11 protein-coding genes, 1 tRNA gene and 1 CRISPR repeat array are annotated in these 14,827 nt (G+C 60.4%); of the genes, 3 read left to right on the forward strand and 9 right to left on the reverse strand.

Annotation, left to right across the window (positions count from 1 at the left end; genetic code table 11):
* Positions 1-22 precede the first annotated feature (22 nt).
* Positions 23-454: direct repeats of the CRISPR family, unit length 33 nt; unit sequence GTCGCACCCCATGCGGGTGCGTGGATTGAAATC.
* Positions 455-918: 464 nt separating this feature from the next.
* The 3 genes from HJY11_RS11255 to HJY11_RS11265 form a co-directional block, all read right to left on the reverse strand.
* On the reverse strand, positions 919-1,671 hold the full coding sequence (locus HJY11_RS11255) for a hypothetical protein (RefSeq protein WP_208076056.1): 753 nt from the start codon (positions 1,669-1,671) through the stop codon (positions 919-921).
* 426 nt (positions 1,672-2,097) lie between these two features.
* Entirely contained in the window at positions 2,098-2,274 is a 177-nt protein-coding gene (locus HJY11_RS11260) for a hypothetical protein (RefSeq protein ID WP_208076057.1), read from the reverse strand.
* Complete coding sequence (locus tag HJY11_RS11265; protein ID WP_208076058.1) at positions 2,261-6,406, reverse strand: hypothetical protein; 4,146 nt, start codon at positions 6,404-6,406, stop codon at positions 2,261-2,263. The genes HJY11_RS11260 and HJY11_RS11265 overlap by 14 nt, the downstream gene beginning before the upstream one ends.
* A gap of 294 nt (positions 6,407-6,700) precedes the next feature.
* On the opposite strand from HJY11_RS11265, the gene HJY11_RS11270 reads away from it, so the two are divergent.
* Complete coding sequence (locus tag HJY11_RS11270; protein ID WP_208076059.1) at positions 6,701-7,888, forward strand: RNA polymerase sigma factor; 1,188 nt, start codon at positions 6,701-6,703, stop codon at positions 7,886-7,888.
* Between the two features lie 61 nt (positions 7,889-7,949).
* On the opposite strand, the gene HJY11_RS11275 is transcribed toward HJY11_RS11270, so the two are convergent.
* The 3 genes from HJY11_RS11275 to HJY11_RS11285 all read right to left on the reverse strand — a co-directional run bounded on the left by HJY11_RS11275 (position 7,950) and on the right by HJY11_RS11285 (position 11,093).
* Positions 7,950-8,960, reverse strand: coding sequence for an aldo/keto reductase (locus tag HJY11_RS11275; protein ID WP_208076060.1), 1,011 nt, complete (start codon positions 8,958-8,960; stop codon positions 7,950-7,952).
* Positions 8,957-9,910 (reverse strand): alpha/beta hydrolase, encoded by a 954-nt coding sequence (locus HJY11_RS11280; protein ID WP_208076061.1) that lies wholly within the window; start codon positions 9,908-9,910, stop codon positions 8,957-8,959. The genes HJY11_RS11275 and HJY11_RS11280 overlap by 4 nt, the downstream gene beginning before the upstream one ends.
* A gap of 253 nt (positions 9,911-10,163) precedes the next feature.
* A complete protein-coding gene (locus tag HJY11_RS11285) occupies positions 10,164-11,093 on the reverse strand; it encodes a DMT family transporter (RefSeq protein ID WP_243764456.1) in 930 nt (309 codons plus the stop codon).
* 259 nt (positions 11,094-11,352) lie between these two features.
* Here HJY11_RS11285 and HJY11_RS11290 point away from each other — a divergent pair, with 259 nt between their 5' ends.
* Positions 11,353-12,441 carry a tetratricopeptide repeat-containing glycosyltransferase family 2 protein gene (locus HJY11_RS11290; protein WP_368041587.1) on the forward strand — a complete coding sequence of 363 codons (1,089 nt, stop codon included), beginning with the start codon at positions 11,353-11,355 and terminating at the stop codon, positions 12,439-12,441.
* 74 nt (positions 12,442-12,515) lie between these two features.
* Positions 12,516-12,602: transfer RNA gene (locus tag HJY11_RS11295), tRNA-Leu, on the forward strand.
* Positions 12,603-12,677: 75 nt separating this feature from the next.
* Here HJY11_RS11295 and HJY11_RS11300 read toward each other — a convergent pair.
* The 3 genes from HJY11_RS11300 to HJY11_RS11310 form a co-directional block, all read right to left on the reverse strand.
* A complete protein-coding gene (locus tag HJY11_RS11300) occupies positions 12,678-13,775 on the reverse strand; it encodes a tyrosine-type recombinase/integrase (protein ID WP_208076063.1) in 1,098 nt (365 codons plus the stop codon).
* Positions 13,776-13,861: 86 nt separating this feature from the next.
* Positions 13,862-14,296: an ImmA/IrrE family metallo-endopeptidase gene (locus tag HJY11_RS11305; protein WP_208076064.1), complete on the reverse strand. Its 435-nt coding sequence runs from the start codon at positions 14,294-14,296 to the stop codon at positions 13,862-13,864.
* The gene (locus HJY11_RS11310) at positions 14,280-14,648 is read right to left on the reverse strand and encodes a helix-turn-helix domain-containing protein (protein WP_208076065.1); all 369 of its coding nucleotides are present in this window, start codon (positions 14,646-14,648) and stop codon (positions 14,280-14,282) included. The genes HJY11_RS11305 and HJY11_RS11310 overlap by 17 nt, the downstream gene beginning before the upstream one ends.
* Positions 14,649-14,827 lie beyond the last annotated feature (179 nt).

Here is a 14,827-nt window from a genome sequence, read left to right on the forward strand (position 1 = left end):
CGTGGGAGCAAAACAAAAGCGCGTCGCACCCCATGCGGGTGCGTGGATTGAAATCCTTGTAATCGTCACACAGTCCCGAAAGTACGCCGTCGCACCCCATGCGAGTGCGTGGATTGAAATCTTTCTGCCCCACGTGGGAGCAAAACAAAAGCGCGTCGCACCCCATGCGGGTGCGTGGATTGAAATCGTTTACTTTCCCGGCGCTTTGGGTCGCACCTACCGGTCGCACCCCATGCGGGTGCGTGGATTGAAATCCGCTACATACAGGGCGCTTACAAGCTGGTGCGCAGTCGCACCCCACGCGGGTGCGTGGATTGAAATCCGGCACCCTTCCAAAAAATCCACCAGCAGAGGCGTCGCACCCCACGCGGGTGCGTGGATTGAAATTTGAGCTTCTATCTTTCGCAGTCAAACCACACCAGTCGCACCCCATACGGGTGCGTGAATTGAAATTGTAAGGCCGCCACATCCACCTTCTCCGCCTCAGCAAGGGCCGTTTTTGCCTCGTCCCGCTCCTTTTTGGCGGCATTGTAGACCTCTTTGGGGACAGCGTACTTCGGCAACTCTTTGCTCGCCTGCTCCACCAGGGCTTCCACATCAATCTCTCCGCTCTCGGTTTTCGGTGCGTTTCTAATCAATTTTCTAAGCCATTCCATTTTGCAATCCTCCATAGATTTTTTATGCTGGCTCTCCCAGCTGGGAGGCCGTTGTTCTTTATGCCTTGCAACTGCTCAAAAAAAGGCGCAAAAAAATACCGGGAGGTTCCCGATGCTTTTCTTATCTATTCTTCCGGGTCACAACTTTCCGGCGGCACGTCGCCACCATCCGCGGTCAGTGGGGGGTCTTTGATGCCAGACGGGCCGGTTAGCTCATCGTCCCAATAGTCGTTCCAAACAACCTCCGTCCCATCCTCCAGGACTACTTTGTTTTCCACTCCTCATACACCCTTTCTATAAATTCGCCAATTTTCTTTGCCACCGGGCGCGGAGTAGAGTTGTTGCAGTATTCCACCCACCCCTCGGCTACAAATTCTCTGATGGGGGCTCTACTGCCATTTTTCCAGGCATATTCTGACAATGCTTCTGTTATCTCTGGGCCTTCCATGGAGCTAAATAATTCTATGATTTCTGGCCGTCCAGAAATCAGCAAAAGGTCATCAATTTGGTGGCCTACTTCATGGTCAAGTACACTCCGAACGGTGTCACACCCTACCGGGTGGAACTTTACTTCTACACAGTACTGGAGCGCCTTGACAAACTCATCTGCTTTCCCCCATGCCGAGTTGACTGTTATTCCTCGTCCAAGGTCTTGCCGATACGATTGCGCGATATTACTTGATATTCTTGGCACTCGTCTTGCAACGCCTTTTTTGGCCGCCTCCAAAAGCGCCTTCTTTGGCAAATCAGGGCACCTTTCCCTTAGCCCAGGCATCACCATCTTTATGTACTCTTCTTTGATGTACCGGTTCCTCTCCTGGCACGTCCCAACAAAGTCAAGATTATCAATCAACTCCGGGAATCTGCGAAGGTTGTTCGCGAGCCCTTCGTTCCAGGCGTTTGCCACCTCCACGCTAACCCCTTTGTAGCTGGCGTGAGGAATTTTCAGAACGTCTTCAGCATATCTCCCCGCCGCTTTTATGGTCTTCGCCTTAATTGGCTCTTCTGGCTCCATTGTACCACGCCCGCCGGAAGAATCCACCGCTTCTTTTTGAAATTTTACTTCGGCCGCCAGCGCTTCTACAGCTGGGATATAGTCGCACCCCACGCGGGTGCGTGGATTGAAATTTTTTAGGTTTTGCGGTGGTGCGCTCGTTCAAGGGTCGCACCCCATGCGGGTGCGCGGATTGAAATGTCTGGGGGGATAACCCGGTACTGCGCTGGGCCACGTCGCACCCCATGCGGATGCGTGGATTGAAATTCCACTACCGGCCCCACCAACCAAGACGTCACCGTGTCGCCCCCCGCCCGGGCATGTGATGGCCCCCGCCGTCCCCGTGCAAACTGTCTATTCTCTCTCCATCGCCTCAAACGAGAGAGCCCCCGGGTACTTCATTTCCCCGGGGGCTCTCTCGTTTACTATATAGCGCTCAAAAGGCAGTTACCCCTCGCCGCCATTCTGCTTTCGGGTGCGGCCGATGAGGTAGACGGCGGACAGCAGCAAGCTGGCCCCCAGCAGGAGGAGCGCTGCCAGGTCCCAGGAACAGGCGGCGTGGACAGCACAGAAGACAGCTGCTGCCGCCAGGAGGGTGAGGGCGATAAAATCACAGGTTTTCACGGGCTTTTTCCTCCTCTCTATCCAGCTGGCGCTTGCGCACCAGGAGATAGGCCAGGGTGATGACTGTCAGCGCCAGTGCCAGCCAATGCACCCAGCAATCTGCCGGCTGCCGGTGGGTGTGTCCGCCCAGTTCGCCGGTATAGGGGCCGCTGCCAGTCGGATTTTGCCCGCTGCCAGTGCCGTCGGGACGGATGTCGCCCCCTTCCACCTGCCGCTCGGTGAGGGCATAGGTGAAGGCGAGGGTGGATGAATTCCCGTATTCATCTGTCACCCGGTAAAGGATGAGACAGCTGCCCTCGCGGTCGGTGGCAAAGCCCTGGGGGGTGATCTCCTGCCCGTCTTGGTAGAGGGCGACGTTCTCCCGCAGGTGTGTTCCGGTGCCCGGTGCAATCTGATACTGGCTCTGCATCCAGTTCAGAGCCGCTTCAGCGGAGAGGTTCCCGCCGAAGGCGGGGGGATAGGCGACCGGCTCGGTGAGGCTGTCTTGATAGTTGCGGTGAACGGTTGCGTCGGGGTCGACGGTCTCCTCTGGGTCGGGCAGGGGGCGCTCCGGGTCGGCCGGCCCGATGACCGGCGGGTCGTACCGCTCCACATATTCATAGGTCAGTTCCAGGGTGGTGGAGTTCCCCTCGCCATCGGTTGCGGTATAGATCCCTGTGCAGGAGCCGGGCACAGTGCTGGGGAGGCTGTCCGGCGTCATTGCGAAGGTGACGACGCCCTCGCCAAAGGTGTAGCGGGTTTCGATGATCTCCCGCAGTTTGTCCGCGGTGAGGGCGCCGCCGAACTGGGGCGGGTCGGTGATGGCGACAACGATCCTGTCCCGATAGGTGTGGTGGATGAGACCGTCCGGCCCCACCGGCTGCTCCTCCGGCCCCTGAGGCGGGTATTCCGGGTCGATGGGGGTGATGGTCGGGGGCTCCACCCGCTCTTTGAAGATGTAAGTCAATTCCAGGGTGGTGGAGTTGCCGTCCCGATCGGTCACGGTATAGGTGATGAGGCAGGAGCCGGGGACGGCGGAGGAGATCTCCACCGCCGGGTCGCCTTCCTGCTCCATGGAGAGGGCGTGGCCGGTGAGGGAGGTGCTGCCGGCGGCAAAGTCGTAGTGGTCGCGGATGTAGCCCAGAGCGTCGCCGATGGTGAAGTGGCCGCCGTAGGCGGGCGGGTGGCTGATGAGTTCCACCACCGTGTCGGTGTAGCAGTGGTGAACGGTGGGATCGTCGGGGCCGGTGATGGTCTCCCTTGGCCCCTCGGGCGGGTGTTCTGGATTTGACGGCACCGGCACTGGCGGCCGGGGCTTTTCAATGTAGCGGTAGGTCAGAAGGAGGGTGACGGTGTTGCCCTGGCCGTCGGTGACGGTGTAGCTGCCCAGGCAGGAGCCGGGGGTGCTGCTGGGCAGTCCCTGGGCGGAGATGTCCGCCCCGCTTTGGGTCATGGCAAAGGAGACGTCGCCGGGGCCGAAGGTATAGCGGCCCTCAATGATCTCCCGGAGCTTTTCCGCCGTGAGAACGCCGTCAAACTCCGGCGGGTCGGTGATGATGCGGGTGATCTCGTAGGTGTAGGTGTGGTGGAGGGTGCCGTCCTTCCCCGGCGGCGGTTCCTCCGGCCCATCCGGCGCGGGCCCGGGGCCGATGGGGGTCACCGGCGGCATCACCGGCCGGGTCTTAAAGGTATAGGTCAGCTCCAGGGTGGTGGTATTGCCCTTTTCGTCTTCCACCGTGTAGGTGATGAGGCAGGAACCAGGGGTGGAGGAGGGAAGCCCGGTGGCGAGGATGTCGGCATCCCCCTGGGACATGGCCAGGGTTTCGGTGAGACTGTCCCCTTCCCGGGCGGCAAAGGCGTAGTGGGCCTTAATAAAAGCCAGGGCATCGGCGGCGGAAAAAGTGCCGCCATAGGCCGGCGGGTCGGCAATCAGCTCCACGTAGTGGTCCCGGTAGGTGTGGTGGACGGTGGTGTTCCAGGGGCCTATTTCCTCGCTGGGGCCGGTGGGCGGATATTCGGGATCCACCGGGGAGAGAGAGGGGGGCAGGGGCTTTTCGATAAAGGAATAGGTCAGGTTGAGGGTGGCGGTGTTGCCGTCCTGGTCGGTGACCTGGTAGACTGCCTGGCAGGAGCCGGGGGCGGAGGAAGGAAGCCCGGCGGTGGCGATGTCCGCCCCGTTTTGGGTCATAGAGACCAGCTGGTAGGAGAGGGCGCCGGAGTGGGAGGTGAACTGATAGCGGTTTTCGACAACAGCCTGCAACTCGGCGGCGGTGAGAGCGCCGCCGTAGGCCGGCGGGTCGGTGATGATCTCGTCGACGGCATCCCTGTACACTGCATGGGCCAGACCGTTGGCGTCCACTGTGGTGGCAGGCCCTTGGGGGGAGGGGTGGTGGGTATTTTTGACGTCGATCTCCGGCGGGTCGTTGACGGTCACCGGGAGGGTGGCAGCGGAGATATTCCCCGCCGCGTCCACCGCCCGGTAGACCCCGTTTTTGGCGGGGGTCACACTCTGAACGGGGTCGCCGTTGCCCTTGGTGAGGGGGAAGGTGTTGGCCGCCGACCAGGCCCCGGTGACCGGGTCCTGCCGCTCCAGCTTCCACACCCCCGCGAGGGCGTCGCTCACCGATAGAGCGCCGCCCTCCCCGGCGGTGAGGACAGGGGGCGTGGTGTCGATTTTCACCGTGTCGGTCTTGGTGGTGGAGAGCTGGCCGCTGCTGGTGTTCACCGCCTGGTAGGACAGGGGGATGCCCCCGGTCCCCGTCTCGCCGCTGTACTGCTTGGTGGGGTTGCCACTGTGGAGGGTGGCGTTGACCGCCCCCCCGCTGGTGATGTTGAATTGGTTGAAGGCGCCCTCGTAAAAGGTCACATCCACGTTGCCGCTGTTCCAGCCATTGGCATTGGCCGGGGTGCGGGTGTAGTGGTAGTCGGTTCCGGGGTTGGGGGCAGGCTGGCCCGGCTCTGGCTCTTTGTCCACCTCCCCCGGCTTGAGGGGGAGGGCGGGCACCACCTCGGCAGAGGAGTAGCGGTGGGACTGAAAGAAGTCGTCGGCAATGGTCTGGCCCACGGTGACTGCCGCGCCGCTGGGGTTGACGATTTGGGCCAGGTAGGTGACGGTGTTGTCCCCCTCGATCATTTTAAAGGGGATGCCGCTGTTCACAATGTCGGTATTGGCAGGCACCTCCGCCCCGTTGGCGTAGATGGATTGCCCCTGAACGAGGGGAACGATGCCGGCGGTGGGGTAGGTTTGGTTGCCCTGAAGCAGCTTGAGGGTGCAGGGCACCGCCTGGCCGTGGGCATTGGCGTTGGTGTTGCGCATGGTGGATTTAACCATGACAATTTGGCTGTTGACCGGAGGACTGTTTGCCGGGAAAGGGGTGCCGTTGGTTTGAAGCACCTCGGTCTTGACAAACTGGGGATTGTACTTGGTGTAGGCGGCGTTGGCGAAGGTGCCGCTCACCTTAGAATCGCTCGGAGCGCTTTTGCCTTTTTCCCAGGCAATGGTACCTGCGAGGGTGACGGTAATCTCCTTGGTATCGGCGGGGAAAAACTTGTAGACGTCGTAGGTGAGGGTGTTGTCGCCGTAGGTGCAGGAGAGAATGTGGCTGGTAGCGCTGTAGCTGATGTTAAAGCTTTTGGAGCCGTTGAAATAGGCGGCAGTCAAATCCTTCTTTGTCGGTGTTGCGGTGTTGGGGGCAACTGCGGTACCGGTCATGATGCGCAAGCCGAGATGTTCGTTGAACTTGCCGGCAGAAAAGAGAATCTGGTTGGTGTCACGCGCCTTGAGAACCACAAATCCACGGGTGAAAATGTGGGGTGTATCGGGGTCGATGGTGACATCAAACGTTCCACGGAACTCCCAGTCAGATTCCAGCGATACCCAGCGCTTGCTGGCCACATTGGAGGCGGCGGTATAACTTCCACCTGTCTCAACATGAGCGGTAGTGTTGGCAAAATAGATATTTTTTCCGTGAATGCCCATGTTGCTGCCAAATCCGGGAGGGTTTACCCAGTTGAAAATGTCGTTGAGGTCACTGGAAGAGACAAAGCTGTTGTCCCCGGCGGCGCGGGCGGGCGGAGGGGCAAGGCCCAAAGCCATCCCCGCTGCCAGCAGAAGGGCGGTGAGCCGCATGGCACCCTTTTTTTGATAACGCATGACAATTCACTCCCATTGTTTGTGATAGAAGGCCGGTTTTTCGCCGGCCAGAACCGCTCTGCCAGGGGAGGGCCAAAGCCGCCCTTCTCTGGCAAGGGCGACGCCCCTTTCAGGGAAATAACGTTACCCTACTTTTTATATGAGTACAGATGGAGGAAAAACGGAACAGCGGTTTGACATTTTTCGCAGATTTTTTTCAAAGGGGAGTAAACCAATTTTTTGCCTTGCAGAAAGCACCCTTTTTATAGTACACTGTCCTGTAAAGCAACACAAGGGAGAGAGGGGTGGAAAAGGTTGGAAGAAAAGCAGCTGGGACACCGGCAGCTGGAGCAGCTTCTCCTGCGGGCCAGGGAGGGGGACGAGCAGGCCTTTGCCCGGCTCTACCGCGCCACCTGCCGGGCACAGTGGGTGCAGGCCAGAGCCCTGCTGGGGAGCGACGCCCTGGCGGAGGAGGCGGTGCAGGAGAGCTACCTCTCCCTCTTTCGCCACATGGGGGAGATCAGCAACCCCCGGGCGCTGGTGGCCTACCTCAACCGCAGCACCTACTTTGCCTGCCAAAACCTGCGCCGGGTGGAGGCGCGGCGGGCCGCCTCGGGGGAGGAGCTGCTGGGACTCCTTCCCGACAGGGACCCCCTGGCCCTGCCCGAGGTGGCTGCCGACCAGAGGGGGCGGACGGCGGCCCTTTTGGCGGCGCTGGACAGGCTGCCCCGGCGGCAGCGCCAGGCGGTGGTGCTGCGCTACTTCCAGCGCCGAACGCTGCCCCAGATCGCCGCCGCCCTGGACTGTTCGGAGATGACGGTCAAGCGGGAGTTGGAGCGCGCCAGAAAGGCCCTGCGGGGGAATCTGTCCGGCTGGCTGCCGGCTGTTTTGCCTTTGGGGCTCGCCCTGCGGCGGGCAGGGGAGCAGCCCTCCCCCTGGCAGCTGGGGGAGATCCCCCTCCCCGCGGCGGCCGGGGCGGCGGGCCTTGTCCTGGCGGTGACGGCGGGGGCGACCCTGCTTCCAGCCCCTCAAATTTTGGAGACCACCGTCTGGCAGGCAGAGGGGCGGGCCGGTCTCACCGCCCAGGTGGCGGGGGCGGAGGCAGTTTGGCTGGAGGACGGCGGCGGCAACCGCTGCGCGCTGGAGAGGGGAGAGGAGGGCTTTTCCCTGTTGCCGGTGAAAAACGGCAGCTACACCCTGCTGGCCGAGGGGGCCAACGGAAGGCGTGTCCAAACGGCCGTGTCGGTGACCGGGGCCGACGAAGCGCCCCCTGTGTTGGCAGAGGCATACAGCCAGGCAGGGTTGGTGGCTGTGCGGCTGGCAGACCCCGCCGGGGTGGACTGGGAGCGCAGCTTCCTGCTGGGGGCAGACGGCGCCCTCTACCGCCCGCTGGAGACCGAGGGGGAGAGCGCCCGCTTTGACCTGCCCGGCGGCCACTATACCCTGGTTGCCCAGGACCTTTTGGGGAACCGGGGCGAGGGGGAACTGACCGTCTCGCAGTGACCGCAAAAAAGAGGGGGAGAGAAAGCCAATTGGCTTTCTCTCCCCCTCTTTTCAGGTGGTTTTACTTGAGAAAGGTCTTGTAGTCCTGGTAATTTTGGCGCAGCAGCTGGGGGGTGTCCAGCCCGTAGGGGCAGTGGTCGACACAGTGGTTGCAGTGGATGCAGTCGTCGATCTTGGCCATCTTCGCCTGCCATTCCTCCCCCAGCCAGGGGGCCGGGGGAGAGCGGCGGAGCATCAGGGACATCCGGGCGGCGTTGGGGATCTCGATTCCCGCCGGGCAGGGCAGGCAGTAGCCGCAACCGCGGCAGAAGTCCCCCGCCAGCTGCAGCTTGTCCCGCTCGATGACGGCCTGCAGCGCATCGTCGAGGGCGGGCGGGTTTTCGCCGTAGGCGAGAAACTCCTCCAGTTCGGCCATCCGCTGCACCCCCCAGATGGGGAGAACCCCTTCAAACTGGGCCAAAAAGGCATAGGCGGCGGCGCTGTTTTGGATGAGGCCGCCCGAGAGGGCCTTCATGGCGATGAAGCCCACGCCGTGTTGGCGGCAGCTCTCCACCAAAGCCAGATCGTCGGGGGAGGCCAGGTAGCAGAAGGGGAATTGCAGGGTGTCGTAAAGGCCGGATTCCACCGCCTCTTTCGCCACGTGAAGCCGGTGGTTGGTCAGGCCGATGAAGCGGATCTTGCCCTGCTCGCGGGCTGTCAGCATGGCCTCGTAAAGGCCGCTGCCGTCTCCCGGTTTGGGGCAGAAGGCGGGGTTGTGAAACTGAAAGAGGTCGATATAGTCGGTCTGCAAAGCGGCCAGCGAGGCCTCCAAATCCCGCCAGAAACCGGCGGCGTCGGTGGCGGGGGTCTTGGTGGCGAGGACGACCTCCCCCCGCCGGCCGGCGAGGGCGGCGCCCAGCTTCTCCTCGCTGTCGCTGTAAAGGCGGGCGGTGTCAAAGAAGGTGATCCCCCCGTCCAGGGCGCGGCGGACGATGGCCACCGCCTCCTCCTTGGGAATGCGCTGGATGGGCAGGGCGCCAAAGCCGTTTTTGTTGACGGTGAGGCCGGTGCGGCCCAGGGTCACAGTGTTCACAGTCTCTCTCCTCCCTCATTGCTCGGCGGCAGGTGCCCCTCTAAAAAGGCCAGCAGGTCCTGGTAGACCTCCTGCCGGTTTAACTCGTTGAACATCTCGTGGCGGCCGCCGGGGTAGAGCTTGCAGCCCACCTCTTTCACGCCGGCGTCCTTGAGCCGCCGGGCCACGGCCTTTGGCCCCGCGCCGTAGTCGCCCACCGGGTCCTCCTCCCCCGAGAGGAGAAGGACAGGCAGGTCCTTGGGCACCGATTCGGCCCACTCGGGCACCGACACCCGGGAGAGGATTTTAAAGAGGTCCAGAAAGGCGCTGGGGGTGAAGAGGAAGGTGCAGTAGGGGTCGGCGGCATAGGCGTCCACCACCGCCTCGTCCCGGGAGAGCCAGTCGTAGGGGGTGCGCCCGGCAAAGCGCTTGTTGTAGCCGGCAAAGGCCAGCTTGTTCAGCAGCCGCCCGGGTTTTTGCCCCTGGCCCAGGGCGATCTGCAATTTGGCCAGCCGCATCCCCCACTTGGCCGCGGGATTGCCGCCGCTGGTGCCGCTGATGACGGCGGCGGTGAGCTTGGCGCCGTATTTGGCCAGAAAGTCCCGGGCGATGAAGGAGCCCATGCTGTGCCCCACCAGAAAATAGGGCAGGCCGGGAAAGCGGGCCCGCAGCTGTTCGCAGAGCACGTTCAGGTTTTCGGTCAGGTAGAGGTGGCCGTTTTTCTCGGCAAAATAGCCCAGTGCCCCCTCCCCACCGGCGGTCTTGCCGTGGCCCAGGTGATCGGCCCCGCCGACGGCGTAGCCCTGGTCGGTGAGGAAGCGGCAGAGGGGCTCGTAGCGCTCGATGTATTCACACATGCCGTGGGAGAGCTGCACCACCGCCTTGGGCTCCCCCTCGTCGGGCAGGTAGAGGTAGCAGGCCAGCTGGGTGGGCAGGCCGTAGGACTCCAGGAAAAAGGTCTCTTTTTTCACAGCGATTTCTCCTCCGATCTGTCGGTGTGTTCAGACACCCATATCATAGCAATTTTTTCTAAAAACTGCAAACAAATTGCCAAAAAGAGGGCGCAATGGGGAGAAAATCGGCGAAAAGGGGGAACAGAGTGGGTGCGAGGGGGATTTTGCTTTCAAAAACGGCCTGCACATCTGTGGAAGGCCCTGCCTGGATCGCAGAAAGCGGCCCCTGCCGCGCGGGGGTGAGCCGCGGGCAGGGGCCGCTTTGGGGGCGTCAATGGGGGTCGGTCAGCTGCTTTTCCCCCTGGGGGTCGGTATCCGCCGGCCCGGCGCGGCGCACCTCGCCCCGCTGGTGCAGGGCGATGAGGGCGACGGAGCAGAGGATCAGGGCGCAGCCGCCCAGCTTGAGGGGGGAGATGCCCTCGCCCAGGAAGAAGAGTCCCATCAGCACGCTGGTGATGGGCTCGAACATGCTGAGGATGGAGGCCAGGGAGGGGCCGGCATGGCGCAGCCCCAGCTGAAAGAGGGTCATGGCCCCCACTGCCGAGAGGATAGAAGCGGCTGCCGTCAGCGCCCAGCCGGCGGCGGTGAGGGAGAGGGTGAATTGCCCGGTGAGCGCCCCGTAGAGGGCGGAGGCCGGGCTGATGACCAGGGAGAGGTAGAAGGTCAGGAGGAAGGAGTTTAGGTTTTTGAGGCCGCTCTTGTCCATCCAGATGATGTAGAAGGTGTAAAAGGCTCCGGAGGAGAGGGCCAGCAGAATGCCGACGAGGCTGCCGCCCGGCTCCATAAAGGTGGCGATGCCGGCGGTGGCCAGAACCAGGGCCACCACCTTATAGCGGTAGAGTTTCTCCTTTAAAAAGACGACCGAGGCGGCGGTGGTGAGCACCGGATAGATGAAGTGGAGGGTGGTGGCCATCCCCACGGGGATGTAGTTGTAGGAGAGGCCGAGGGTGATGGCGGTGGCGGTGGAGCCCACCAGCCCGCAGACGATCACCGAGACCAACTGGTGGCGGGTGATCTTGAGGGGGATGTGCAGGGCCAGCAGGATGCACAGCAGCACCGGCAGGGAGAGCAGCCCGCGAAAGCAGGCCGCCATTGAGGCGTTGCTGCCCATGGAGTAGGTGAGTTTGCTGAGAACAGGGGTGATGCCGAAGATGACGGCCGAGGCGATGGTGTAGACAATTCCCTTAAAGGTGTTTGGCAAAGGAGCTCCTCCTCACATATGCAGATTGCCGCCGGGCCGGCTGTCGGGGGAAGAGGGGAAACCCGCCTCTGCCGCACCCCCGCGACGCCGGGCGAAAATGGGCGGAACACTGCTATTGTACATGGAAAAACCCGCCAGTGCAATCGGCTGCAGGGGGGTGGGAGAAAATTTTTGCAGGGGAACGGCTGCCGCCCCCGGCGCATAGACTGGCCCGTGCCGCTGCCTTGGCGGGGAGAAGGGGGAATGGGCTTTGGCGACTGTGAGCCTTTGCATGATCGTTCGGGATGAAGAGGGCGTTTTGGGCCGCTGTCTGGACAGCGTGGCCGGGGTGGCCGACGAGGTGGTCGTGGTGGATACTGGCTCAAAGGACCGCACCCGGCAGATCGCCCTGGAAAGGGGGGCGCGGGTGTACGACTTCCCCTGGGGCGACGACTTTGCCGCCGCCCGCAACTTTGCCCTGGAGAAGGGGTGGATGGAGTATCTCTTCTGGCTGGATGCTGACGACGTGCTGCTGCCCGCGGACAGGGCGGCGCTGATCGCCCTCAAAGGGGAGTTGGACGGGTCGGTGGACATGGTGATGCTGCGCTACAACACCGCCTTTGACCGGGCGGGGCGGCCCACCTTCTCCTTTTACCGGGAACGGCTTTGGCGGCGGGACCGGGGATTTCGCTTTGAGGGGGCGGTACACGAGGCGGTGACCCCGCGGGGCCGGGTGATCCGCCGGGAGATCGCCGTCACCCATCAAAAGCTCCACCGCCGGGACCCGGGGCGAAATCTGCGCATCTTTGAAAAGGAGGCGGCCAAGGGCCCTCTCTCCCCCCGGGAGCAGTTCTATTTTGGACGGGAGCTCTGCTATGCCGGCCGGCTGGAGGAAGGGGCGGGGGTGCTGACGGCCTTTTTGGAGAGCGGCCGGGGCTGGGTGGAAAACCAGGTGAGCGCCTGCCGGGAGTTGGCCCGCTGCTGGGACCGGCAGGGGCAGCCGGAACGGGCGCTGCGGGCCCTGTTCTGGAGCTTTGCCTTTGACCGGCCGCGGGCAGAGGTCTGTTGCGACATTGCCGGCCGCTTTTTCGATACGGGGCTCTGGGAGCGGGCGATATACTGGTACCACCGGGCGCTGGAAATTCCCTTTGACCCCGCCTCGGGCGGCTTTACAGAGCCGGACTGCTACGATTTCCTGCCCCATATCCAACTGTGTGTCTGCTATGACCGCCTGGGGGACTGGCGACGGGCGGAGGAGGAAAACGAGCGGGCTGCCCACAGCAAGCCAGATCACCCCTCGGTGCGGCAAAATCGGGCCTATTTTCGGGCGCGGCGGCAGCGAGAGACGGGCGCTGGAAAAGGCGCGTGACCTCCCGCAGGGAGAGAGGGAAAAGGGCTTGCATTTTGCAGGGGGAACGTATATAATAACAGGGTACTAAAAATGCCGGTGTGATGGAATTGGCAGACGTAGTGGACTCAAAATCCACCGCTGGTGACAGCGTGCCGGTTCGAGTCCGGCCACCGGCACCAAAAGAACCGCTCAACAATGCGATTTGTTGAGCGGTTCTTGCTTCCAGTAACCCACTTTTGAACCCATTTTTGTTTTTACTCTAGAATGCGATCGAAGGCCTTGTCCAGAAGTTTGGCCGCCCTTTCCAGCTCCCCGTCCACCTCGTGGCCGTAGACGCCAAACGTGTCCATGTTGGCACTGTGGCCAACAATCATTTTGAGAAGTTCTTCTGGTACGTCTGCTTTTGCAACTGAGATCAGGGTGTGGCGTAGCTCATGCAAGCTACATGAAATTCCATGCTGCTTTCGGTATGTTTCCCATTTTTTTGATAGATGCTTGGGGTCTAACCGATCTCCGTTTTCGTCGGGGAATAGCCATCGGCTTTTTATGCCCAGACGCTTTAGCATCTCTTTTTGCGCCTCGACTTCTTCCATTGCTCGGGAAGAGAGGACGAATCCTCGCTGGGCGTTGTCTGTCTTCCCGCCGGTCACCTCATTGTAGTGGTTGATGGAGCGGCGAATAAAGAGTGTGTTTCCCTTTAGGTCTTGCCTTTGGTCAATCCCGCAGAGTTCTCCTCGGCGCGGCCCTGCAAGCACCATAAACCGCCACGCATGGATGAAAAAGGCCGGTTCTTCCTTCCCGTATCGGACAATGGTGTCCTCCGAAAAAAGCGTTTTCATATTGTCTGGCTGGAGGATTTTTTTCTCTCCGACGGGCGCGTCTCTAGGTATTTCCAAAAACTCTGGCCGAACCATTGGAATGCCGCGCTTGAAAGAATATTTATAAAAGGCGGTCACTGATCCGCGTATATTCTTGATGCTTTTCTTTGAAAGCCCGGATCGATAGGCGTCGTTCAAGCAGTCCTGCCAGTTTTGGATGGTGATGTCGCGGGCATATTTGTGCTCCAGACGAGGGAGAAACCATCGTCTCCCGTGCAGTTCATGGTTTCGGTAATTAGATGTGCTGGTGGTTAGATGCACTTCTGCGAGAAAATCAGCCCAAAGCGGGGCGAAGCGAATGTTTTCGTTTTTGGTATTGGAGGCCAGCCAGTTATCTGCTTTCCTTTCCGCCTCAATTTTCCCCCTTTTGGAAGGGGTGGAGCTGTAAAAAGCCCTGCGCACACCGTCCTTCTGAACTTTGATTTGCCATCTCTTGCTTTTTTCAATCCAAATGGCTTCATTTTTCCGGCTCATGGTTTCCCCTCCCGCCAAATTGTGCTATAATGACAGGGCAGATGGATTCCGCAACTATCTGCTCTGTTCGTTGCCCGCCCAGTGCCTCACCGCTGGGCGGGTCTTTTTTCTTCCAAGTCTAGCATATAGTAGTATTCTACGGCCTTTTCCACAAACCGCTGTGGGACGTTGAAGAGCTCGGCCAGTTCCCACGGTTCCGTTACTCCGGAATTTATTGCATCGTTGAAGTATTGTCGAGGTATGATTTCTTCGATTGCCCACCGATCGGCCCGAACCTCATGCCGTTCCCGCAAATCAAAAGGGCTATATTGGTTGTAAAAGCTTCCCGTTTTACAGTGCCCCAGTTCATGGGCAAGAGCTGCTTTTTTCTCCGCCGACGTCTCAAATTGAGTTTCATCAATCCCTATGTAACAAGTGCTATTTTCAAGTAGCGAGAGCGCTTTTGTGAGCGGCAAATTGAGACGCAGAACAGGGATGCCGTCCTTTTCGGCAAGTCTATACAGCTTATTTAATATGTCCATTCCGTCTTTGTTCCTCTACGTACTTTGCGAACCGCTTGACCTCATCCATGATGTCATCGGTGATTTCTTCCGGCGCGTCAAACAGCGCAAATTTCAAGTCTTCGTCGGTAAAGCCTCTGCCATTTTCGGCGGGGGCTTTTTCTTTTTTGTCTGTGTTGCCCAGGAGGTAGTCAACGGAAACTCCGAAGTAGTTTGCCAATTTGGAGGCGGTTTCCGCCTTTACTGTGTGTCTCCTCCCCATTTTTAAGTCGGTCATAACACTTGGCTGAATTCCGGTATCTTTACACATTCTGTATGGGCTTATGCCCCTCTCATCACATAGCCCCGCAAGAATACTGTACAGTTTTGACATAATACACGCACCTCAATTGTGCACTTCGTAAAATATACGAGCGCGTAATGATTTCCTGTTGACTATTACTCGTACGTGTAGTAGTATTTAGACACAGAGACGCGAACGAGTAGTAGAAAAGGTGTTGACAACTCATAATATATTATACGTTCGTGTAAAAGTCAATAGGAAGGAGGTGA

The organism is Bittarella massiliensis (ex Durand et al. 2017), assembly GCF_017566145.1.
In the GTDB taxonomy this organism is placed as follows: domain Bacteria; phylum Bacillota; class Clostridia; order Oscillospirales; family Ruminococcaceae; genus Bittarella; species Bittarella massiliensis_A.

Excerpts from the sequence above, each read along its gene's own strand:
- HJY11_RS11255 (WP_208076056.1), bottom strand. The coding sequence starts at position 1,671 with ATGGAGCCAGAAGAGCCAATTAAGGCGAAGACCATAAAAGCGGCGGGG.
- HJY11_RS11265 (WP_208076058.1), bottom strand. The coding sequence starts at position 6,406 with ATGCGTTATCAAAAAAAGGGTGCCATGCGGCTCACCGCCCTTCTGCTG.
- HJY11_RS11300 (WP_208076063.1), bottom strand. The coding sequence starts at position 13,775 with ATGAGCCGGAAAAATGAAGCCATTTGGATTGAAAAAAGCAAGAGATGG.
- HJY11_RS11305 (WP_208076064.1), bottom strand. The coding sequence starts at position 14,296 with ATGGACATATTAAATAAGCTGTATAGACTTGCCGAAAAGGACGGCATC.
- HJY11_RS11310 (WP_208076065.1), bottom strand. The coding sequence starts at position 14,648 with ATGTCAAAACTGTACAGTATTCTTGCGGGGCTATGTGATGAGAGGGGC.